Origin of the sequence: Helicobacter acinonychis (assembly GCF_900461455.1) — a bacterium.
Taxonomy (GTDB): domain Bacteria; phylum Campylobacterota; class Campylobacteria; order Campylobacterales; family Helicobacteraceae; genus Helicobacter; species Helicobacter acinonychis.
The window spans coordinates 27,000-50,872 of the sequence record NZ_UGIA01000002.1; the positions used below are offsets into that span (position 1 = coordinate 27,000).

A 23,873-nucleotide genomic window follows, 5' to 3' on the forward strand; every position below is an offset into this window, starting at 1 on the left:
TGTATTAAATAAGGAGATAGAAATGGGACATGGACATGTTATTTTAAGCACCCCTATTGTTACGATGTTTGTCGCTTATTCGCTGTTAATGCTCTACATTGGTTTTTATTTTTACAAACAAAATGAAACAACCGAAGATTATTTCTTAGGCGATCGCTCCATGGGTCCTGTGATTAGCGCTTTGAGTGCAGGGGCGAGTGACATGAGCGGGTGGCTTTTAATGGGATTACCGGGCGCTCTGTATGTGGGAGGGCTTATCAACTCGCACATCGCCATAGGATTGAGTTTGGGGGCATTGATTAACTGGGTTTTTGTGGCTAAACGCTTACGCATTTACACGAGCGTGATCGCTAATTCCATCACCATTTCAGATTATTTTGAAACGCGTTTTAGCGATAACAAACACATTTTGCGCTTGATTTCAGCCTTTGTGATTTTAATTTTTTTTATCTTCTATATTTCTTCAGGGCTTGTGAGTGGGGCTAAACTCTTTGAAGCGACTTTTGGCATCCAATACGATTACGCTTTAACCATCGGCACGCTGATTATTGTTTCTTACACCTTTTCAGGAGGGTATAAGGCGGTGTGCTGGACGGATTTGATTCAAGGGCTTTTGATGATGAGTGCTTTAATCGTGGTGCCGGTTGCTATGCTCATTCAAATCGGTGGGATTAGAGAGAGCATTCAAATCATTAGAGAAATCAAGCCTGAAAACCTTTCTTTTTTACAAGGCTCTAGCACAGTCGCCATTATTTCAAGCCTTGCTTGGGGGTTAGGCTATTTTGGACAACCCCATATTTTAGTGCGCTTCATGTCCATTCGCTCCATTAAAGATGTCCCTAAAGCGACCACTATTGGTATCTCTTGGATGGTCATTTCTTTGATTGGGGCATGCGCTATGGGTCTTTTAGGCGTTGCGTATGTGCATAAATTTGATTTAAGCTTACAAGACCCTGAAAAGATTTTCATTGTGATGAGTCAATTGCTCTTTAACCCTTGGATCACAGGCATTTTATTGAGCGCGATTTTAGCTGCGGTGATGAGCACGGCTAGTTCGCAACTGCTTGTAAGCTCTTCTACCATTGCTGAAGATTTCTACACAACGATCTTTAACAAAAACGCCCCACAAAAACTAGTAATGGCAATTTCTAGGCTTTCGGTTTTAGGGGTGACTTGCATCGCTTTTTTCATTTCAATGGATAAAAACGCTAGCATTCTTAGTATTGTGAGTTACGCATGGGCTGGCTTTGGCGCGAGTTTTGGATCGGTGATTTTGTTTTCGCTTTTTTGGTCAAGAATGACACGAATTGGAGCGATTGCTGGCATGCTCTCTGGGGCTAGCACGGTGATTTTATACGATAAATTTGGTAAAAGCTTTTTGGATATTTATGAAATCGTCCCAGGCTTTATTGCAGCGAGTATAGCTATTGTTGTGTTCAGTCTTTTTTCTAGCGTGCGAGCAGACACTAAAGAAGCTTTTGAAACCATGCTTAAAGAAATTGAAAGCTTAAAACATTGAAAAAAGATATAATTACGAAAACCCTTTTTAGTGGGTTCAATTTAAAGATTTAAGGGTTGTGTGTGCAAGATAGTGTGATTATCCCTATTGTGGTGGCTTTTGATAACAATTATTGTATCCCAGCTGGTGTGAGCTTATATTCTATGCTAGCGAACGCTAAAACAGAGAGAGAGAGAGTAAAACTCTTTTATAAAATCCATTGTTTAGTGGATGGTTTAAGCGCTGAAAATATAGAAAAATTAAAAGAAACTCTCGCTCCTTTTAGCGCTTTTTCTAGCGTAGAGTTTTTGGAGATTTCTACTCATAACACGCCCAAAGAAAACCAAGAAATAAAAAAGAACCAAACCATTAAAAGCGATCATTATCAAAACATTGATCCAATAATAGCCAATAAGATTGAAGAGTTATTCACAAAACTCAGCAATTATTCTCAAAAACGCTTTTCTAAAATGATCATGTGCCGCTTGCTTTTGGCTTCCCTTTTCCCTCAATATGACAAGATGATCATGTTTGATGTGGATACTTTGTTTGTGGGCGATATTAGTGAGAGCTTTTTTATCCCCCTTGAAGCGCATTATTTTGGGGCTGTGAGAGAAAAAGATTTGATCGCTATGAATAGGAATTCGGCTAAGGATTTATACGAATTACGCCAAAGGCGAGCAAAATCTATCGGCGTCGCTAACGCTTTCCCTAATTTAGAAGAAGCTCAAATCCTTTTTGACAACTACTTTAATGCAGGGTTTTTAGCCTTAAACTTAAAATTATGGCGTAAAGAAAATCTTGAAAACCAATTGATTGGATTTTTCATTTTGAAAAATGAAAAACTTTTATTTAACGATCAAGATGCTTTGTGTTTTGTGTGCCGTGGCAGGATTTTAGAATTGCCTTACCCCTATAATGCCCACCCTAGCTTCCTTGACACCCCCTCATTCCCTAGCATTAAAGAAGTGTGCATGTTGCATTTTTGGGGCGATAAGCCTTGGAAAATCTTCAGCGTCTTTGGCGCGAAAAAATGGCATGAAGTTTTGATGCAAACGCCTTTTAAAGATAAATATTTTAACACTCCCTTTTTAGATCACCTCTTTAATCATATTCAAAACAAAAACAACAAACTCCGCACTTTCAACAAAGCCCTATCTTTTGTAGACAAACGGCGTTCTTTTGCATTCCTTTTGCCTAGACTTTCTTCTAGACTCCTTATAGAATTTTTGCTTTTTAAAATCAAACAAAAAGTGAAGCGGTTGGTTAAAAAAATGCTAAAAGCATTTTCTATGATCTAATCATAAAAGAGCTTGCTTAAAGCAAGCGGTAGCTTTAAAAAAGCGATCTTTAAAAATCAATGCGAGCAAGCATGCGTTTGCGTGGGTTGGATGTCCTTATTGTCGGCTAATTTTTCCTTTTCTACTTTGTCTAAAAACGTGCTTAAATCCTGCGCCATTTTTTCAAAAATCTTAGCGCTCACGCTAGTAGGGTGAGAGATCACAATCGGTTCGCCCCTATCCCCCCCTAAACGCACTTTAGGCTCTAAAGGGAGCTTGGCTAAAATCTGCGTATTATAAGCTTCTAGTAATTCTTTCATAGAATTTGATCCAAAAATCTCGCTCTCTTTCTTGCAATGCTCACACACAAAATTCCCCATATTTTCTACAATGCCTGCAATAGGAATGTGTAGTTTTTTAAACATATCCAAACTCCGTTTAGCGTCATCTAAACTCACGATTTGGGGCGTAGTAACGGTGATCCCTGCACTTAATGGCACGGCTTGGGCTAGAGTGAGTTGCGCATCGCCTGTTCCTGGGGGCATATCCACCACCAACACATCTAAATCCCCCCAAATAATATCGCTTATCATCTGCTCAATCGCTCGCATGAGCATAGGTCCTCTCCAAATGAGGCTTTGCCCTTCCTCATATAAAAGCCCCATGCTCATTACAGAAACGCCAAAAGCCTTTAAAGGAATGAGTTTTTTACCGCTGGGATCAGTGATCACATCAGCGTTTTGCAAGCCCATCATTCTAGGGATATTAGGCCCATACACATCAGCGTCCAATAACCCCACTTTTTGATTCAAATTCGCTAAAGCGATGCTTAAATTCACGCTAGTTGTACTTTTACCCACACCGCCCTTACCAGAGCTTACCATGACCACATGCTTGATATTTTTAGCCAAATTTTTGGTAGCGGACTTTGGGGCTTGCGGTTTGGGTGGGGTTTTAATATCTAAATTCAAAGCTTTCACGCCCATCTCTTGCATCGCTTTGGAGATATTTTCTCTTAAAATCGCGCTCGTTTCTTCAGAGCTTGAGGGGATTTCTATTAAAAGCCCTAATTGATTGTCATGCAAAGTGATGTTTTTAACAAAACCAAAGCTGACAATATCCTTTTCAAAATTAGGGTAGATAATCGTTTTTAACGCATTTAAGACATCTTCTTGTGTGAGCATTTTAATCCTTAGAATGATTTAAGGCTTCTTTATAGCATGTTTTGTTTAATTTTGCATTATAAATTGATGCATTGTCAAAAATTTGCCTTAAATGAGTTTGTGCTATATTAAGTAGCATGAAAAGAAAGGGGCAAGGCATGAAACTTTATAAGCGTGTTTTGAAATTGTGCAATTTTAGGAATTTGAGTAAAAATTCAGAATTGCTTTTAAATTCAGATTTTGAAAACAAGCATGGGGGGTTAGTGATTTTAGTGGGGGAAAATAATGTCGGCAAAAGCAATGTTTTAGAGGCTTTGAAGTTATTTGATGGTATGGATGTTAAACTTTGTAGTGAGGAAGATGATTTCAAACTCCTTGAAAATAAAGACACTATTTTAAGCTTGGAAGAAGAAACAAGCTTTAATAATAAAACCACAGATTTTTCTTGCGTGGATTTGAAAATCCAATTTAAAGAAATTAACGAAGAAGTAAAGGAATTATCAAAAATATTAATCATCTACCCTTTTAGTGTTTTTATAGGGGGTTTTATAAGTCTCATCATGTCTTATGGTACATTAGATTCGTTTTTAAAATTCTACAAAGAAAAATCAAAATTGAGCGAATTTGCAAAAGAAAAATCAAAATTGAGCGAATTTGCAACTAGACAAGCCAACAATCTGCTTTTCAAAGAATTAATTAAACATTTAAGTGGTAATAATCAATTGGTTAAAAATTTTTGTCAGTGTATAAGAGAAATTATAGAATACAACGCTCCTAATAGAGAATACAAACCCAATCAATTTTTTGTAATAGGGGAAGGCAAACAAAAACAATTAGTAAAAATTTATTCTTATTTAAAAGAACTTAGCGAAAGAGAAATTGAACCAAAAGATATGGGAACCATCTTAAAAAAGATAGAGAGTTTAGATAAATTTTTTAAAACTACTGACTCTAATGAAAAATTTGCACCAAAAATTGAAGTTTTACAAAATGTACAATCTCAAGAAAGATTATCAGAGTTGGTTAAGGATATTATTAAAGAGATAGATAAAAAATACCCTATCAATGAAAATTTTAAGAAACAATTTGAGCGGTTTGAATCAAATATCAATATACATGATAACATACATGATAAAAGAAAAAAGGATTTTGAGCGAAAAAAAGAGCTGTGGATCCAAGAAATTGAACACCACTGCAAAAATCAAAAAACGCTAGATCCTAATTTAAATTATGATGTTTTGCTGAATAATATCCAACAAATATGCAAAAAATATGTAGCAAGTCATGTTACTAATGATATATCTAAAGATATTAAATACATGATGTGTCAGTTTTATTTGAAACAGATAGACTTATTATTCAATTCAGAAATTAAGCGACACAGAGACAGGAATTTTTTTGAATCAGCAAGAAAATCTCTTTGGGAGACTATAAAAACTTTAGATGAAAAAAGCAACGCTCATTTGTTCCCTAAAAATATTGATGAAATCAAAAAAAAATTTGAAGCAAACAAGGAAAAATTCAAACAAAGTAAAAATTATTCTGAGTTCGCAGAGCATTGCCGAGAGTGTAACCCTTATACAGCGTTTCAACACTTACATTTCCCTTTAAGCGGTGGTTTATCTTATGAATTTGATAAACTCGTGCCAATCGTTAAAGAATATAAAGAGCTAAAAATCACAGATAATGACCTTGAGACTACATTATTGACTTGTATTGATTATTCTTCCCCTTCTGAATTTAACCAATCGGATTGGTTCTTTAGAAATTCATTGTTTAGGAAAATGGACTTTCACCCCAATACAATTTGGGATACTTTTGGGAGAATTTTAAATTATAAAAATTTTAATCAAAAAAACTTAAAATATGAGCAAGGGTTAGAAATAATGTTTGATAAAAATAATGATTTAGAAATTTATTCTATTTATAATAAATCGTTCAATATCCCTAAAAAATACTTGCAAGAAATAGACCAAGAATTACTAAAAGAAATTAAACAATCAAAATATCCTTTTCAAATTCAAATAAAAGGTGAGTGTGATAATGATATATGTCAACTTGAATTTTTTAATGATAAAAGCTCTCTTTTATTTAAGGTAAATTTTACAGAAATATTAGAAAATATTGCAGAAATTTTAGAATACAACTTGCAATTAAAAATGGATTCTTTAATCACAAAAGAATTTAACAGACTTTTAGCGATCGCTCAAGACGAGCGTCAAGATAGTTACCCATTAAAAATTCGTGTCGGACACAACAAGAAGCTTTTTAGAGAGAAATATACGGCATATGAAATGAAACTTGAAGTTTATGATTGCAGAAAATCCCACGAGCAAAATAAACCAATCATCTTAAGCCAGCAAAGCACCGGTTTTCAATGAGCGTTTAATTTCATGTTTGGTTTTCTCTATAATGTGGGATCAAGTTTTAGTTTTAACAATAATATTATTTATGTCATGGACGAACCAGCCACTCATTTAAGCGTGCCAGCCAAAAAAGAATTCAGGAAGTTTTTAAAAGAATACGCTCATCAAAATAATGTTACCCTTATCCTAGCCACCCATGACCCCTTTTTAGTGGATACAGATCATTTAGATGAAATAAGGATTGTAGAAAAAGAAATAAAAGGCTCTGCGATTAAGAATAACTTTAATTATTCCCTAAATAATGCACGCAGAGACTCCGATGCCCTAGATAAAATCAAGCGCTCTTTAGGGGTGGGTCAGCATGTTTTTTGCGACCCTAAAAAACACCGAATCATCTTTGTGGAAGGCATCACGGATTATTGTTATTTGAGCGCTTTTAAATTGTATTTCAATAAGCGAGAATACAAAAAACGCCCCATTGATTTCACTTTCTTACCCATTTCAGGGCTTAAAAACGATTCAAACGAGATGAAAGAAACCATTCAAAAACTCCTTGAGCTAGATAATAGACCCATTGTTTTGATAGATGATGATAGAAAAGATGATGCTGACCAGCAAGCAACTAGCGAACAATTTAAAGAAGCTAATGAAAGAATGGGAAATTCTATCATAATCCTACAACTCTCACAATGCGATAAAAAATTCAAGCAAATTGAAGATTTGTTCAGTGAACACGATAAAAAAGAATACGCCCAAAGCAAGCGTATGGAATTAGCCATAGCTTTTAAAACAAGGCTTTTGCATAGCAAAAAAGATGCGATAGAAGGCGAAACAAAAGATAATTTTTCATGCTTATTTGAATGGATAAAAGAAAAAACGCAACGACTCAAACGATCAAAAAAGGATAATAAAATTTGATTATAATACCCCACAAATATTACTAGCGAAAGGATTTTGATGTTTAAAAAAATGTGTTTGAGCTTGCTGGCTATAAGCGGTGTTTATTTGGGGGCGAAGGATTTGGATTTTAAGTTGGATTATCGCGCGACTGGGGGGAAATTGGTAGGGAAAATGACGGATTCTAGTCTTTTAAGCATCACTTCTATGAATGATGAACCGGTTGTGATTAAAAATCTCATTGTCAATAGAGGAAATTCATGCGAAGCGACTAAAAAAGTGGAGCCAAAATTGAGCAAGAAGTTTAAAAAAGAAAAGCTTTTTAACCATGAATTAAAATATTCGCAACAGATTTTTTATCGCCTGAATTGCAAGCCTAATCAATTGCTAGAAATTAAAATCATCACGGACAAGGGCGAGTATTACCACAAATTTTCTCAATAAAGCCTATCAAGCGTTTTTAATGTAATGCAAAGCGATTTTGAGTGCATTGGTGGCTGCCCCCACTCTTAGTTGATCTGCCACACAAAAGCCGTGCAAAGTTTTCTTGTCAAACAAATCCTTTCTCAAGCGCCCTATAAAGGTGGTATCAGTGTTACTCGCTTTTAAAGGCGTGGGGTAAAGATTATGGCTAGGGTCATCGCAAACAACCACGCTAGGGGCATTTTTTAGCACTTCATAGACTTCTTTAAGATCAAATTCTTTTTCAAAAGTGATACTCAAACTCTCGCTATGACTCCTTAATACCGGCACGCGCACGCAAGTCGCGCTGATAGGGAAATCCACGCCCATGATCTTATGGGTTTCGTGCACCATTTTTAGCTCTTCTTTAGTGTAGCCATTCTCCTTAAAAGCATCAATATGAGCGATCGCATTAAAAGCAATTGGATAAGCGAAAGCCTCCGCTTGCAAGACTTGGTTTAGATCGATAGTGGGGTCTTTTTCTAAACATTCTAAAGCGGTTTTTAGCTCTCTTTTCAAGCTCTCTATCCCCTTATTCCCTGCCCCACTTACGGCTTGATAAGTGCTAACCACCACGCTTTTTATCTTAAAATGAAGGTGCAAGGGGTTTAAGATTTGCGTCATTTGAATGGTAGAGCAATTGGGGTTAGCGATGATATTTAAGGGAGCGTTAAAAATTTCTTTGGCGTTGATTTCAGGCACGACTAAAGGCACTTTTTTATCCAACCTAAAAAAACTCGTGTTATCGATCACTAAAGAAGTTTTTGAAGCACTTGTGGCAAACTCTTCGCTCACGCTCCCCCCAGCGCTAAAAAAGGCGATGTCTATCTTTTCTTTTTCAAAAACCTCATGCATGGTTTCTAAAATTTCATAATCTTTATTGAACGCTTTGATCTTTTTACCGGCACTTCTAACGCTAGCGAGCGGGACAAACTTTTTAATAGGGAAAGAAGAATTTTCTAAACCCTTAATTAACTCTTGCCCTACCGCCCCACTAGCTCCAACAATGGCGATATTATAAGTCTTCATCGTTTTCTCCAATGATTTCAAGGGCTTTTAAAAAGCTCAAACAATTCAGTTGCATGCCTGAATGCATGTTTTTTAAGCTTAAAGTTTCGCTTTTAAATTCTTCTTCGCCAATGATGGCCACAAACTCATGCCCCTTATGGTTAGCATAAGAAAAGGGTTTTTTGATTTTTTGGGCTTCTGGATAGACTTCGCTAAAAATACCGCTTTGTCTTAAAGACTCCGCCAAGCGGTTTGCATAAGAAAAATATTCTTCATTCATGCAAGCGATTAGCACTTTAGCTTGTGTGGAACGCTCATCTAATAATTGCATTCCACTTAAAGCCACAATCAATCTATCAATCCCAATAGAAGCCCCCACCCCTTGCAAATCTTCTTTAGAAAAATTTTTAGTCAAATGATCATAACGACCCCCTGAACACACGCTCCCTAAAGACTTCATGTCATTAAGCGTGGTTTCATACACAATCCCTGTATAATACCCTAAGCCCCTAGCGATAGAAAAATCAATCTTATACAGGTTTTGAGAAATTTGTAAATCCCCTAGCAATTGGTATAGTTTTTCTAAATCCTGTATGCCCTTTTTTAGATTTTCATTACAGTCTTTCAAATAAGCAATTTTTTCAAAAAATTCCGCATGGCTTAAATCGTCTTGCTTGATTTGAACCATTTCTAAAAGCCCTTTAATGGTGTTTGGATTTAAATCGCACTCTTTTTTTAATTCTTCTTCAACCCCATTTAAGCCAATCTTTTCTAATTTATCCACAATGCGCAACACTCCAGTCACTTGAGAAATGCCAAAATATTCGCATATCCCATTCAAAATTTTCCTGTGATTGATAGAGACGCAAAAATCTTCTAAATCCAAAGCTTTTAAGGAAGCGATAACCACTTGGATGATCTCAGCATCGCACACCAAACTCTCGCTCCCTATAAAATCAAAATCGCATTGCGTGAATTCTCTATAACGCCCTTTTTGTGCCCTCTCACCCCTAAAGACATTGCCTATGGCGTAGCGTTTAAAGGGCATTCCTAACGTTTGATGGTACAAAGAGACAAAGCGCGCTAATGGCACGGTCAAATCAAACCTTAAAGCCACATCCCTACCCCCATGATCTTTAAAGCGATAAATCTCTTTTTGAATATCGCTACTCGCATCAGGTAATAGCGTTTCAGCGTATTCCAAATGAGGGGTTTCAATCGGCACAAAACCAAAACTTTGAAAAACAACTGAAACTTTAGAAAGCAACTGAGCCTTTTGTATCGCATCTTTAGGCAAGCGGTCTTTAAACCCACTCAACACTTTAGGGGTAATCATTCCATTTCCTTGTATTTGTATGTTAAAATTTTAGCTTAAAATCTTTAAAAAAGGGCTATTGATGAGCGTAAGTGCACCCAAACGCATGCGCATTTTATTGCGTTTGCCTAATTGGCTGGGCGATGGGGTGATGGCAAGCTCGCTTTTTTACACCCTTAAAAACCACTACCCTAACGCGCATTTTATCTTAGTGGGTCCAAAAATCACTTGCGAACTTTTCAAAAAAGATGAGCAAATAGAAGCCGTTTTCATAGACGACACCAAAAAATCCTTTTTTAGGTTATCAGCCACCTACAAACTCGCTCAAAAAATAGGGCGTTGCGATATGGCCATCGCTTTAAACAACCATTTTTATTCCGCTTTTTTGCTCTATGCGACAAAAACGCCTATTCGCATCGGTTTTGCCCAATTTTTTCGTTCTTTTTTCCTTAGCCATGCAATAACTGTTGCCCCCAAAGAGTATCATCAAGTGGAAAAATATTGCTTTTTGTTTTCACAATTTTTAAAAAAAGAATTAGATAAAAAAAGCGTTTTACCCTTAAAACTAGCCTTTAACCTTCCCACTCACACCCCAAACACCCCTAAAAAAATCGGCTTCAACCCTAGTGCAAGCTATGGGAGCGCTAAAAGGTGGTTAGCTTCTTATTACGCTGAAGTCGCTGCTATTTTGTTAGAAAAAGGGTATGAAATTTATTTTTTTGGGGCTAAAGAAGATGCTATCGTTTCTGAAGAAATTTTAAAGTCCATTAAAGGCTTGTTGAAAAACCCCTTATTATTTCATAACGCTTATAATCTGTGTGGGAAAACCAGCATTGAAGAATTAATAGAGCGCATCGCTACTTTAGATTTATTCATCACTAATGATAGCGGTCCTATGCATGTGGCTACTGGCACACAAACCCCCTTAATCGCTCTTTTTGGCCCCACTAATGAAAAAGAGACTAGCCCCTATAAAGCCCAAAAAGCCATTGTATTAAACCATCATTTAAGCTGTTCGCCTTGCAAAAAACGAGTCTGCCCCTTAAAGAATGGAAGAAACCATTTGTGCATGAAATCCATCACGCCCCTTGAAGTTATTCAAGCCGCCTCTACTCTTTTACAAGAAAGTTAAACGCCTTTTTTAGAAACACAACTATATCGAACAAAAATTAAAAAATCTGTATACGAAAAATTTAAAAAGTAGTAAAAATTGATAGAATTGATAAAGTGGGTTTAAAGAAAGCGTTTTTTAAACGCTCCCCTTAGATTTAAAGCCCTTAAGCTACTGATTTTTTGGGTTTTTTAGTGTCTTCTTTGCCTTTGTGAGCCACTAATTGAGAGCTTAACTCAGGTTTTTTAGTGTCTTCTTTGCCTTTGTGAGCCACTAATTGAGAGCTTAACTCAGGTTTTTTAGTGTCTTCTTTGCCTTTGTGAGCCACTAATTGAGAGCTTAACTCAGGTTTTTTAGTGTCTTCTTTGCCTTTGTGAGCCACTAATTGAGAGCTTAACTCAGGTTTTTTAGTGTCTTCTTTGCCTTTGTGAGCCACTAATTGAGAGCTTAACCCAGGTTTTTTAGTGTCTTCTTTGCCTTTGTGAGCGTATGCAGAACTCACCGCTAAAACTGATAACAAAACGCCTGTCAAGATTTGCTTTTTCATACGAAAACTCCTTCTCATGTAAATTTAAAAAGCGAACGAATTATATTTTTCAAAAGTAAATGAATAGAAACCAATCAAATTTTTGACGAGTTTGGTGGTTTTTCTGTCTTAAAAATCTACAAAAAACCCACAAAATCCACAATGTGCAAAACTTGATAGATTATCTCTGAGTTTAGAAAGTTTGACAAAAATTGGGATTGTGGTTATATTGAAAACCCAATATGAAATTAAGGAATTTGTATGCAACAGCGTCATTTAAGCCCTTTAAAAGTGAGTGCCCTAGCTTTAGGGTACATGGGCATGACTTATGGGTATGGGGAAGTCCATGATAAAAAGCAGATGGTTAAGCTTACCCATAAGGGTTTGGAATTGGGCATTAACTTTTTTGATACCGCAGAAGCTTATGGGGAAGATAATGAAGAGCTTTTAGGCGAAGCGATCAAGCCTTTTAGAGACAAGGTTGTGGTGGCGAGCAAATTTGGGATTTACTACGCAAATCCTAACGACAAATACGCAAGCATATTTTTAGATTCCAGTCCTAGCCGCATTAAGAGCACTATTGAAGGGAGTTTGAAACGCTTAAAAATAGAATGCATTGATTCATACTACTAGCACCGCGTGGATACTAACACGCCTATAGAAGAAGCGGCAGAAGTTATGCAAGCTCTTATTAAAGAGGGGAAAATTAAAGCTTGGGGGATGAGTGGAGCAGGGTTTTATCCAGCATCCAAAAAGCCCATCAAATTTGCCCTTTAAGTGCGTTGCAGAGCGAATATTCCTTGTGGTGGTGCGAACCTGAAAAAGAGATTTTAGGATTCTTAGAAAAAGAAAAAATTGGTTTTGTCGCCTTTTCGCCTTTGGGTCAAGGGGTTTTTAAGCGCGAAATTTGAAAAAAATACCACCTTTGCTAGTTGGGGATTTTAGAAGCGTTTCTCCTAGGTTTAATCAAGAAAATCTAGCCAAAAATTACGCCTTAGTGGAATTAATTCAAGATCACATGCACGCTAAAGGCGTTACACCAGTCCAACTAGCCCTTTCATGGATTTTGCACACCCAAAAAATCATTGTCCCTCTCTTTGGCACCACTAAAGAATCCAGACTCATAGAAAATATAGGGGCTTTGCAAGTTTCTTGGAGTCAAAAAAAATTGGAGTTTTTCCAAAAAATTGGCCGCAATCAAAATAGAAGGGGCTCGCTACCCTGAAAGAATCAATAAAATGGTGGATAAATAAGAATAATGGATATTTATATTGCGTTGGATCTTTTAAAAAAGATTGAAGCGTTATTTTCTGTTTGTCAGTGTGTTTTCTCCCTAACAAACTTTTTAAGGCATTTTAATAGGGCTTTGTTTGAAAAATGCCAAAAAGCGTTTTTTAAGCTTAAACGCAAAAAATTTTGTCGTTAGCCAAGTGAAATTTCTTGTAAGGCAGTCTATGATCTAGGGAGGTTTTTAAGGGCATTGTCGCAAAAACACCCCCCACCCCCTTAAGAAAATGAATTTCACCATAAAATAAAATCTAAACGATCAAACCAAAAAACCCATTTTTAAAAAGTTTAAAAAAGTCTCAGTTACCCCTACTTGATGAGAACAAAGCCAAAAAGAAATTTTATAGCAAATTAAAATGAAGAAAGACTCATTAAGGGATAACCCATAAAAAGTCTTTTTAAATTCAAAGGAGAAGTTTTAAATAGTGCAACACCCTTTTCAAGAGAGTGTTATAATAAAACTAGCCTTTGCGTTTTTCTACAATTTCCTTAGCGATATTGCTAGGCACTTCGCCATAATGGTCAAACTCCATAGAGTAAGTCCCACGCCCTTGAGTGGCTGAACGCAAATCCGTAGAATAACCAAACATTTCCACTAACGGCACAAAAGCATTCACGATTTTCAATCCTAATCGGTCGTCCATAGAATTGATTTGCCCCCTTCTTCTATTGAGATCGCCAATCACATCGCCCATGTATTCTTCAGGGACTTCCACTTCCACTTTCATCATAGGCTCTAGTAAAACGGGATTGGCCGCACGACTCGCTTCTTTAAACGCCATAGAACCTGCGATTTTAAACGCCATTTCTGAAGAATCCACATCATGATAGCTCCCATCATAAAGGGTAACTTTAAAATCCACCACCGGATAGCCTGCCAAAACGCCATTTTGCATCGCTTCTTGGATACCCTTATCCACCGCAGGGATATATTCTTTAGGGATCACACCGCCAGAAATTTCATTCACAAATTCATACCCACTGCCCGGCTCTTTAGGCTCAAGCTTGATAAACACATGCCCATATTGCCCACGACCACCGCTTTGTTTGGCGTATTTATGCTCTTTGCTCACGCTTGATCGGATAGTCTCTCTAAAGGCAACTTGCGGCTGACCGATTTCAGCTTCCACCTTAAACTCTCTTTTTAGCCTATCCACGATGATTTCCAGGTGCAATTCACCCATACCACCAATGAGAGTTTGTCCGGTTTCTTCTTGAGTCATCACCCTAAAGCTTGGATCTTCTTCAGCAAGCTTGCCTAACGCTACGCCCATTTTTTCCTGGTCTGCTTTAGTTTTAGGCTCTACGGCGATATGAATGACCGGCTCAGGGAATTCCATTCTCTCCAAAACGACCGCATTTTTCTCATCGCAAAGCGTATCCCCAGTTAGCGTGTCTTTTAAACCCACAAACGCACAAATCTCGCCCGCATAAACTTCTTTAATGTCTTCTCTCTTGTTAGAGTGCATTTTAAGAAGTCTTCCCACGCGCTCTTTTTTGTCTTTGGTGGAGTTATACACATAGCTACCGGACTCTAGCTTGCCACGATACACGCGCACAAAAGTGAGTTGGCCCACAAAAGGATCCGTCATGATTTTAAACGCCAAGCCGGCAAATTCGCCATCATCACTAGATTTAACAAAAACTTCTTCTTCAGTTTTTGGATCAATCCCCTTAATATCCACCACCTCTGTAGGCGCTGGCAAGTAATCAATCACTGCATCTAATAAAGTCTGCACGCCTTTGTTTTTAAAAGAAGAGCCACAAAGCATAGGGACAAGACTCATGTTCAAACACCCTATTTTAATGCCTTTTTTAATTTCTTCAACGCTCAATTCTTCACCGCCCAAATACTTTTCCATCAAGGCTTCATCTTGCTCAGCTATAGCTTCTACAAGCTTTTCTCGGTATTCTTTAGCCCTTTCTAATAAATCGCTAGGGATTTCTTCTACATCGTATTTGGCTCCCATGGTTTCATTATTCCAAACGATCGCTTTCATTTGGACTAAATCAATCACGCCAATAAAAGTGTCTTCAGCCCCAATGGGGATATTGATAGGCACAGGATTAGCTTTCAAGCGTTGTTTGATCTGGTTTTCTACATTGTAAAAATTCGCCCCAATCCTATCCATTTTATTGACAAAAACAATCCTAGGCACGCCGTATTTATTGGCTTGACGCCACACAGTCTCACTTTGAGGCTGCACGCCCCCCACCGAGCAAAACACCGAAACCGCACCATCTAGCACGCGCATGGATCGTTCCACTTCAATGGTAAAATCCACATGCCCTGGAGTGTCAATCAAATTGATTTGGTGATCCTTCCAAAAGCAAGTCGTTGCCGCAGAAGTGATGGTGATCCCTCTTTCTTTTTCTTGCTCCATCCAATCCATTGTCGCCGCGCCATCATGCACTTCGCCAATCTTATGGCTCACGCCTGTATAGAACAAAATCCTTTCAGAAGTGGTAGTTTTCCCAGCATCAATGTGAGCGGCGATACCGATATTTCTGATCCTATTTAATGGGGTTTTTCTAGCCATTCTAACTCCAATTACCAACGGTAGTGTGCGAATGCTTTATTCGCCTCTGCCATTTTATGCACATCTTCTTTTTTCTTAAAAGCCGCACCTTTATCGCTAGCTGCATCCATAAGCTCATTAGCCAATCTATCCACCATCATTCTTTCGTTGCGTTTTCTAGTGGCTTCTAAAATCCAACGGATTGATAGCGACTGCTGGCGACTCGCTCGCACTTCTACCGGCACTTGATAAGTAGCCCCACCCACTCTTCTGCTACGCACTTCCACTAAAGGACGCACTCTCTCTAGGGCTTTTTCAAACACTTCAATGCCCTTTTCACCACTTTTTTCTTCAATCTTATTAAAAGCTTTATAGATGATTTTTTCCGCTACGCTTTTCTTGCCATCAAACATCATCTTATTGATAAATTTAGTCACTACCTTGTTACCATAAACAGGATCGCCTAAAACCTCCCTAACAGGTGCTTTTCTTCTTCTCATTTCTTATTCCCTTTACTTTTTCTTATTGTCGGTTGCTTTAGCTTTTTTAGTCCCATATTTAGAGCGTGAAACCGTTCTTTTATTCACCCCTGCAGTGTCTAAAGCACCACGAACAATATGGTACTTCACACCAGGTAAATCCTTAACCCTGCCCCCACGCACTAACACAATGGAGTGCTCTTGCAAGTTATGCCCTTCACCAGGAATATAACTAATCACTTCAAATTTACTGGTCAAACGAACTTTAGCAACCTTTCTTAACGCCGAGTTAGGCTTTTTAGGGGTAGTTGTATAAACCCTAGTACAAACCCCTCTCCTTTGAGGGCATTCCACTAATGCAGGTGATTTGGTTTTTTTAACCACCTTCTTCCTTTCTTTTCTAATCAATTGATTGATAGTAGGCACTATTTTTCCTTATTCTAAAAATTTAAAATTAAAAGTTTCTCCATTTTACCCTAATTTTTCTTTTAAAAATCTTAACCGATTTTTTTGTCAAATTTTAGGGCTATCTTCAATCGTTCTTAAAACGATTTTCTTATTCTTGTACATACCCGTTCCCACAGGGATCATCCTTCCTAATACCACATTTTCTTTCAAGTCTTCCAAAAAGTCTTTTTTCATAGCGATACTGGCTTCTGTTAAAACTTTAGTCGTTTCTTGGAAAGAGGCCGCTGAAATGATACTATCGCTCCCAATAGCCGCTCTAGTGATCCCTAAAAGCACCGGTTCAGCAATCGCTGGCTCGCCTTTTAAAGCGATCACACGAGCGTTTTCTTCTTTGAATAGTTTTTTACTGACCAAATCCCCTTCAATAAACTTGCTGTCCCCACTGTCTAAGATGCGCACTTGCCTTAACATTTGAGACACAATGATTTCAATGTGTTTGTCCGCAATGCTTACCCCCTGCCTGCGATACACTTGCTGGACTTCGCTCACAATGTATTTATAAAGCTCTTTTTCGCCACTGATCCTTAAAATATCATGGTTTGAAACCACCCCATCCGTCATCGCTTCTCCTGCATGCACAAACTCATCTGCATGCACTAAAATTTGCTTGCCTTTATCCACAAGATAATCCATCTTACGGCCGTCTTTAGAAGTCACAATGATGTGTTCTTTATTACGGATCGCTTTACCAAAGCTTACAATCCCATCAATTTCAGAAAGGATCGCCACATCTTTAGGTTTGGGTTTTCTCGCTTCAAACAATTCTGAAACCCTTGGAAGACCTCCGGTAATATCTTTAGATTTAACGGTCGCTTTAGGGATCTTTGCTAACACTTCAGCCTGTTCTACGCTAGAGCCATCGCTAATGGCGATAGAAGTTTTTGGCTCTAGGAAATAACGCACTTCTTCGCCATTAACCCCCTCTAAAAACAAGCTTGGTTTGTATCCGCTTGGAATGTAATCATTCACCACCAAACTAGTGATACCGGTATTTTCATCCTCTTTTTCAGCGACCGTAACCCCTGCGATAATATCCACAAAACTCACTTTACCCTCAAAGTCCGCAATAATGGGGGTATTGTAAGGATCCCATGTAGCAATCGTTTTAAGGGTGTTAGTCGTGGGTTTAGAAATAAGGCTATTAGCGCTCACTTCACTATTATCATCAATTAAAATCTCAGAACCTCTAGCGATATAATGGCGAGCAGCTTCTCTACCATTATCATCAGCTATAACCGCAAACAAGCCTTTTTCGCTCACCATATCGCCCTTTTTGATCCCATGGGTGCGCTCTAAATGATTGACCTCTAAAACATAGTATTTGATCACACCTTTTTCTTTCACATACACATCTTGCACGATGGGGTCATTATCTTTAACCAACAATTCGCTTGCATAAGGGATGCGATTTGGCACATTCCAACCCTCTTGGATGATATCAGCGATACTCCCCCTTTATGTATCTTATGCCCATTAGCATAATGCAAATACACCTTGCCTTCAATCTTACCGCCAACGCCAGCCAATTCGCTTGGTTTGACAATATCGCTTCTTCTTAACACAAACTTAGCTTCTTGCTCGCCATTTTTCACGCTCACAATTACTTCTTCATAGACCGTTTCAATGCTCAATTCCCCATCAAAAGGCGCTTTAATTTTAGGCTCTACCACTAAAATAGAAGCGTTACGGCGGTTAGCGATAATGTTTTTACCCTCTTTGTTCGTGTAAGTTTTGAGATTGTAGAAACGCACAAAACCTTCTTTGCTCGCTACAATTTCGCGCTCATCTTGGCTCCTGCTCGCTGTCCCACCCACATGGAAAGTCCTTAAAGTGAGCTGAGTTCCAGGCTCCCCAATAGATTGCGCAGCGACCACGCCTACCGCTTCGCCAGGATAGCTCATCTTGCCTTCGCCTAAATTCAAGCCATAGCATTTCGCGCACACGCCCTTTGGCGCCTTACAAGTTACTGGTGTGCGGATCGTAATGGATTTAATCCCAGCTTCCACCACCTTTTAGCGCTCTCTTCATCAATCAAAGTGTCCGCATAAAGCAAGATTTCATTGGTAATGGGATCGATCACATCTTCTAATAAAACGCGCCCAAAAATACGCTCTTCTAAAGGCTCAATCAACTCACTCCCTACCGCAATATCCGTGATTTCAATCCCTTCATGCGTGCCGCAATCATCAGATACCACCTTGACATTTTGGGAAACATCAATGAGTTTTCTTGTCAAATACCCCGCATTGGCGGTTTTTAGTGCCGTATCCGCTAAGCCCTTTCTAGCACCATGGGTGGAGTTAAAGTATTCTAAAACATTCAACCCCTCTTTAAAGTTAGAAATAATGGGCGTTTCAATGATACTGCCATCTGGTTTAGTCATAAGACCTCTCATCGCTGAAAGCTGACGGATTTGTGCCGCGCTCCCCCTTGCACCGCTATCCGCCATCATATAAATGGAGTTAAAGCCCTCTTTATCTTTTGCGATAGCGGTCATCATTTCTTTACTCATTTTGTCATTGACTTCAGTCCAAGTGTCAATGATTTTATTGTAACGCTCTTGGTCAGTGAGCAACCCTTGATCGTATTGTTGTTGGATTTTTTTAACCTCTACTTTGGCTTTTTCCACCATTTTTTGCTTGTCTTTGGGCGTGATAATATCTTCCATAGAGATAGAAATACCAGCCTTAGTAGCATACCTAAAGCCAAGCGTTTTTTAAATTATCCAAAAAGGTTGCGGTAATGCCGATACCACCGACTTTATGCACATAATCCACAAGCACACCAATATCTTTTTTTTTCATAGGCCTGTTCCACAAATCCGTGGGAATAAAATCAGGCAAAATGGATCTAATGATCATGCGCCCTGCGCTCGTAGCGATAATATTCCCTTTATCCAAAACCCTAATCTTTGCATGGATGTCTAATTCTTTGGTATCAATAGCGGTGATGATTTCATTCACGCTAGAGAAAAGCTTATGCTCGCCCTTGACCCCACTCTTTTCTAAAGAAAGATAATAAAGCCCTAAAACCATATCCTGGCTAGGAATGGCTACGGCTTTACCGCTAGCGGGCAAAAGGATATTCATAGAGCTTAGCATAAGCACCTTGCATTCAGCGATCGCTTCCTGGCTTAAAGGCACATGCACCGCCATTTGATCCCCATCAAAATCCGCATTAAACGCTGAACACACTAATGGGTGCAATTGGATCGCTTTGCCGTCAATGAGTTTTGGGTGGAACGCCTGAATGGATTGCTTGTGCAAAGTAGGCGCGCGGTTGAGTAGCACCGGATACCCTTCTGTGATTTCTTGCAAACACTCCCACACTTCACTGCTTTTTTGCTCAATCATGCGTTTAGCCTGCTTGAGCGTGGTGGCATAGCCTCTTTCTTCAAGCTTGGATAATAGATGCGGTTTGAAGAGTTCCAACGCCATGTTTTTAGGCAACCCGCATTCATCCATTTTAAATTGGGCCCAACGACAATTACGCTCCTGCCTGAAAAATCCACGCGCTTACCTAAAAGGTTTTGCCTGAAACGCCCTTGCTTACCCTTAATGATTTCACTAAGCGATTTTAAAGGGCGCTTGTTAGCTCCTTTAACCGCATTGGTACTACGGCCGTTATCAAAAAGCACATCCACGGCCTCTTGCAACATCCTTTTTTCATTGCGCACAATGATTTCTGGTGCCCCAAGCTCCATTAAGCGTTTCAAGCGTTGGTTACGATTGATGACACGACGATACAATTCATTCACATCGCTGACTGCAAATTTCCCACCATCTAGTGCGACTAACGGCCTTAAATCCGGTGGCAATACCGGTAAAACGGTGAGCATCATCCATTCAGGTCTGTTACCAGAATTCAAAAAGCTTTCTACCACTTTCAAACGCTTGATGAGTTTTTTCTTTTTGGCGTCCGAATTGGTCTCTTTCACTTCTTCTTTCAAGCTTTGCAACAACACGATCAAATCAATTTCTTCTAATAAATCCTTGATTGCTTCGCCACCCATTTGTGCCACAAAGCCCCTGTCTTCGTATCTTCGTGAGATATTTTGATACTGCTCTTCATTCAAAATATCATATTTAGCGACCAATTTAGTGCCCTCATTGTCATAAGCGGCTTCGCCTGGCTCTTTAACGATATAAGCTTCGTAATAAAGCACGCGCTCCAAGTCTTTCATTTTAACGCCTAAAAGCGTGCCGATACGGCTAGGCAAGGAATTGACATACCAGATATGCGCTACAGGAGTGGCCAATTCAATATGCCCCATTCTAAAACGCCTAACTTTAGAGTGTGTGATCGCTACGCCGCATTTTTCGCATGTGCCAATATCTTTGAAGCGAGGCTTTTTGTATTTACCGCACAAGCACTCATAATCTTTAGTGGACCAAAGATTTTCATGCAAAACAAACCGTCTCGTTCAGGTTTTAGGGTGCGATAGTTGATCGTTTCAGGCTTTTTAACTTCCCCATAGCTCCACGAATGGATTTTTTCAGGGCTGGCTAGAGTGAGCTGGAAAGAGCTAAAGTCTTTAGGTCTGTCATCTTCTTTAATGACAATGGGTTTAGGCATCCCATCTTCATCCATTTCATCTCCAAAGATATTAATGTCTAAAGCGAGCGATTGCAATTCTTTAGTCAAAACATAGAAAGTCTCGGGGATTTCGCTCTCACCCACTTGCTCGCCCTTAGCGATAGCCCTATAAGCGTTTTCCCTACCCCTAATATCATCGGATTTAATGGTAAGCATTTCTTTTAGAGTGTGCGCTGCACCATAAGCTTCTAACGCCCACACTTCCATTTCCCCAAATCTTTGACCTCCAAAAAGCGCTTTACCCCCCACGGGCTGGTGCGTTACTAAACTATAAGGGCCTGTGCTTCTGGCATGGACTTTTCATCCACCAAGTGATGGAGTTTGATCATATACATGTAGCCCACATTCACGCGCTCTCTCATTTTCTCGCCTGTGCGCCCATCATACAAATCCATTTTGCCATCCATAGCAATTTTAGCTAATTCAAATAGCTTATAAAATTTTTCTTGCGAAATGCCTTCAAACACAGGGATAGCGAGCTTAACGCCCCTACTCCAATCTTTTGCGTATTCCAAAAGCTCTTCATCAGAGCAGTTTTCAAGGTGCATGGATAGTTAAGAGATCTTTTTCGTTGATAGCGTTAGCGATTTCTAGCATTTTAGTGCGCAATTCTTTGACAAAATCTCTAGTTTGATTTTCTAGCATGCTAGCGATTTGTTTGCCAAACTCTTTACCCACCAACCTAAATGCATTTCTAAAATTTGTCCGATATTCATACGGCTTGGCACACCCAAAGGGTTTAAGACAATATCTACAGGCTCGCCATCAGCGGTATAAGGCATGTCCGCAACCGGCACAATATTAGACACAATGCCTTTATTCCATGCCTTCCTGCCATTTTATCGCCCACTTTAAGTTTTCGTTTTGTAGCGATATAGAGCTTGACTTTTTTGATCACGCCATTAGGCAAAATATCATTTTTTCTAAAATAGAAAGCTTTTCTTCATGCTCTTCACCCAAGACTTTCTTTTGCTCTAAGAAATTATTTTTAGTGATTTCATACTGGTTTTTGCACTTCTTAGAGTATTTTTTCACCAAACTAGCCAGAGTGAAGCGATTGATTGAAGCGATTACTTCTTTAGGATCTGATCGCCTTCTTTATAATCCTTACCATTATGGCTGAAAGGCTCTTCTAAAATCGCTTGAGAAAGGAGCGAGCTGACGCGCAACAATTCTTCTCTATTGAGCATGGTCAAGCGGTCAAAATGCTCCATGTCAAGCTTGGCTTTTTCTTCTTCATACGCGCTCAAAACTCGTGCATCTTTCTCATAGCCTTTTTTGGTGAAGACTTTCACATCAATCACCGTGCCTTCTAAACTTGGGGGGCAATACAAACTCTTATTGACCACATGCCCAGCTTTATCCCCAAAAATAGCCCTTAAAAGCCGTTCTTCAGGCGTGCTTTTGATTTCGCCTTTAGGGGAAGTCTTACCCACTAAAATCATGCCAGCGCTCACATAAGTGCCTACTTTAACGATTCCGCTTCATCAAGATGTGCAAGCGCTTCTTCTTTCACATCAGGAATATCAGCGGTAATTCTTCTACGCCATGCTTAAGCTCTCTAGCATCCACTCTTTTTCATAAATGTGCGTGGAAGTGAAATATCGTCTTTAGTGATGCGCTCACTCACCACGATCGCGTCTTCAAAGTTATAACCATTCCATGGCATGAACGCTACACGCACATTTTTCCCTAACGCTAATTCGCCCCTGTCCATGCTAGGGCCATCAGCGATGATTTGCCCAGCTTCTACTTTATCGCCCACTTTAACGATAGGGACTTGATTGAAGCTAGTGTTTTGGTTGGTACGCAAGTTTTTTTGCAAAGAATACGCATCAATATAAGCTTCTTCTTTGCCTTCGCCTAAAATATAAATATTTTTAGAATCAATTTTTTCTACGACGCCTGCACGATTAGCTTTGATCGCTCCCCAAGAATCCCTAGCGATGATTTTTTCCAATCCCTGTGCCTACAATGGGAGCATCGCTTCTTAACAAAGGCACCGCTTGGCGCTGGCATGTTAGTCCCCATTAGAGCACGGTTTGCATCATCATGCTCTAAGAAAGGAATGAGCGATGCGGCTACCCCTACTAGCATGCTAGAGCTTAAATCCATTAAGGTTACTTTACTTTTTTCGTTTAAACGATCTCGCCTTCTACACGCGTTTCAATCAAATCGCCTAAAATATTGCCTTCTTCATCAATGGGGGTGCTTGCGGGAGCGATCACATGGCTGTCTCTTGAATAGCCGTTAAATAAATCGTCTCGCCCATTACCTTGCCATCTACAACCTTTTTATAAGGGGCTTCAATAAAGCCAGAATCATTCACTCTTGTGAAAGTGGAAAGGGTGTTGATCAAGCCGATATTCTGACCTTCTGGGGTCTCAATAGGGCAAATTCTGCCATAATGCGTTGGGTGCACATCTCTGGCTTCAAACCCTACTCTGTCTTTGACTAACCCCCCCTCACCGAGTGCTGAAAGGCGGCGCTTGTGGCGTGACTTCACTCAAAGGGTTAGTTTGATCCATGAATGTGAAAGCTGACCGCCCTGAAAAATTCCCATGATCGTGCTTGTGATCATTTTAGAATTGACCAAGTCATGGGGCATGAGCGAATCAAAAGCCCCACTCATGGTAGTAGCTTGTCTTTAATGGTCTTTTGCATTTTCACTAAACCTGAATGCAATTCATTAGCCAACAATTCCCCTACGGCTCTGATCCTACGATTGCCTAAGTGGTCTCTGTCATCAATCTTGCCTGATTGTTTTTAATCTTCATGAGATATTTAACGGTGGTGATAATATCTTCATGCGTTAAAGTCGTGATGTAATCAGGCACATGCAAGCCCAATTTATGATTCATTTTCATACGACCCACCATGGTCAAATCATAGCGTTCT

10 protein-coding genes and 4 pseudogenes are annotated in these 23,873 nt (G+C 39.2%); 6 read left to right on the top strand and 8 right to left on the bottom strand.

Translation table 11 applies throughout. The features are described 5' to 3' along the window. Positions 1-22 precede the first annotated feature (22 nt). Together putP and DYI00_RS07660 are read left to right on the top strand one after the other, a co-directional pair. On the top strand, positions 23-1,519 hold the full coding sequence (putP, locus tag DYI00_RS07655) for a sodium/proline symporter PutP (RefSeq protein WP_011578359.1): 1,497 nt from the start codon (positions 23-25) through the stop codon (positions 1,517-1,519). 62 nt (positions 1,520-1,581) lie between these two features. Further along, positions 1,582-2,799 (top strand): glycosyltransferase family 8 protein, encoded by a 1,218-nt coding sequence (locus DYI00_RS07660; RefSeq protein ID WP_011578347.1) that lies wholly within the window; start codon positions 1,582-1,584, stop codon positions 2,797-2,799. Between the two features lie 56 nt (positions 2,800-2,855). Here the strand turns inward: DYI00_RS07660 and DYI00_RS07665 are convergent. Continuing rightward, positions 2,856-4,096 (bottom strand): annotated as a pseudogene (locus DYI00_RS07665) (Mrp/NBP35 family ATP-binding protein). Positions 4,097-4,099: 3 nt separating this feature from the next. Here DYI00_RS07665 and DYI00_RS07670 point away from each other — a divergent pair. Both DYI00_RS07670 and DYI00_RS07675 read left to right on the top strand, forming a co-directional pair. Beyond that, positions 4,100-7,225, top strand: a pseudogene (locus DYI00_RS07670) (AAA family ATPase). A 39-nt stretch (positions 7,226-7,264) separates the two neighbouring features. Next, positions 7,265-7,648 (top strand): hypothetical protein, encoded by a 384-nt coding sequence (locus tag DYI00_RS07675; protein ID WP_011578364.1) that lies wholly within the window; start codon positions 7,265-7,267, stop codon positions 7,646-7,648. 6 nt (positions 7,649-7,654) lie between these two features. Here DYI00_RS07675 and asd read toward each other — a convergent pair whose 3' ends face one another. Beyond that, entirely contained in the window at positions 7,655-8,695 is a 1,041-nt protein-coding gene (gene asd, locus DYI00_RS07680; RefSeq protein WP_011578365.1) for an aspartate-semialdehyde dehydrogenase, read from the bottom strand. After that, on the bottom strand, positions 8,682-10,010 hold the full coding sequence (hisS, locus tag DYI00_RS07685; RefSeq protein ID WP_011578366.1) for a histidine--tRNA ligase: 1,329 nt from the start codon (positions 10,008-10,010) through the stop codon (positions 8,682-8,684). Before hisS ends, asd begins: the two co-directional genes overlap by 14 nt. A 61-nt stretch (positions 10,011-10,071) precedes the next feature. Between hisS and waaF the strand changes: the two genes are divergently transcribed. Then, positions 10,072-11,121 (top strand): lipopolysaccharide heptosyltransferase II, encoded by a 1,050-nt coding sequence (gene waaF / locus DYI00_RS07690; protein ID WP_011578367.1) that lies wholly within the window; start codon positions 10,072-10,074, stop codon positions 11,119-11,121. A 145-nt stretch (positions 11,122-11,266) separates the two neighbouring features. On the opposite strand, the gene DYI00_RS07695 is transcribed toward waaF, so the two are convergent. Next, on the bottom strand, positions 11,267-11,647 hold the full coding sequence (locus tag DYI00_RS07695) for a flagellar protein (RefSeq protein ID WP_115365296.1): 381 nt from the start codon (positions 11,645-11,647) through the stop codon (positions 11,267-11,269). 240 nt (positions 11,648-11,887) lie between these two features. Between DYI00_RS07695 and DYI00_RS07700 the strand changes: the two are divergent. Beyond that, positions 11,888-12,879, top strand: a pseudogene (locus tag DYI00_RS07700) (aldo/keto reductase). 495 nt (positions 12,880-13,374) lie between these two features. Here the strand turns inward: DYI00_RS07700 and fusA are convergent. From fusA to DYI00_RS09045, 4 genes and pseudogenes are all read right to left on the bottom strand, one after another. Next, positions 13,375-15,453, bottom strand: coding sequence for an elongation factor G (fusA, locus tag DYI00_RS07705; RefSeq protein WP_011578372.1), 2,079 nt, complete (start codon positions 15,451-15,453; stop codon positions 13,375-13,377). Between the two features lie 11 nt (positions 15,454-15,464). After that, positions 15,465-15,932: a 30S ribosomal protein S7 gene (gene rpsG / locus DYI00_RS07710; protein ID WP_001254357.1), complete on the bottom strand. Its 468-nt coding sequence runs from the start codon at positions 15,930-15,932 to the stop codon at positions 15,465-15,467. A gap of 12 nt (positions 15,933-15,944) precedes the next feature. Beyond that, positions 15,945-16,337: a 30S ribosomal protein S12 gene (gene rpsL, locus DYI00_RS07715; RefSeq protein WP_001142324.1), complete on the bottom strand. Its 393-nt coding sequence runs from the start codon at positions 16,335-16,337 to the stop codon at positions 15,945-15,947. 87 nt (positions 16,338-16,424) lie between these two features. Further along, positions 16,425-23,873 (bottom strand): annotated as a pseudogene (locus DYI00_RS09045) (DNA-directed RNA polymerase subunit beta/beta'); the annotation flags it as partial.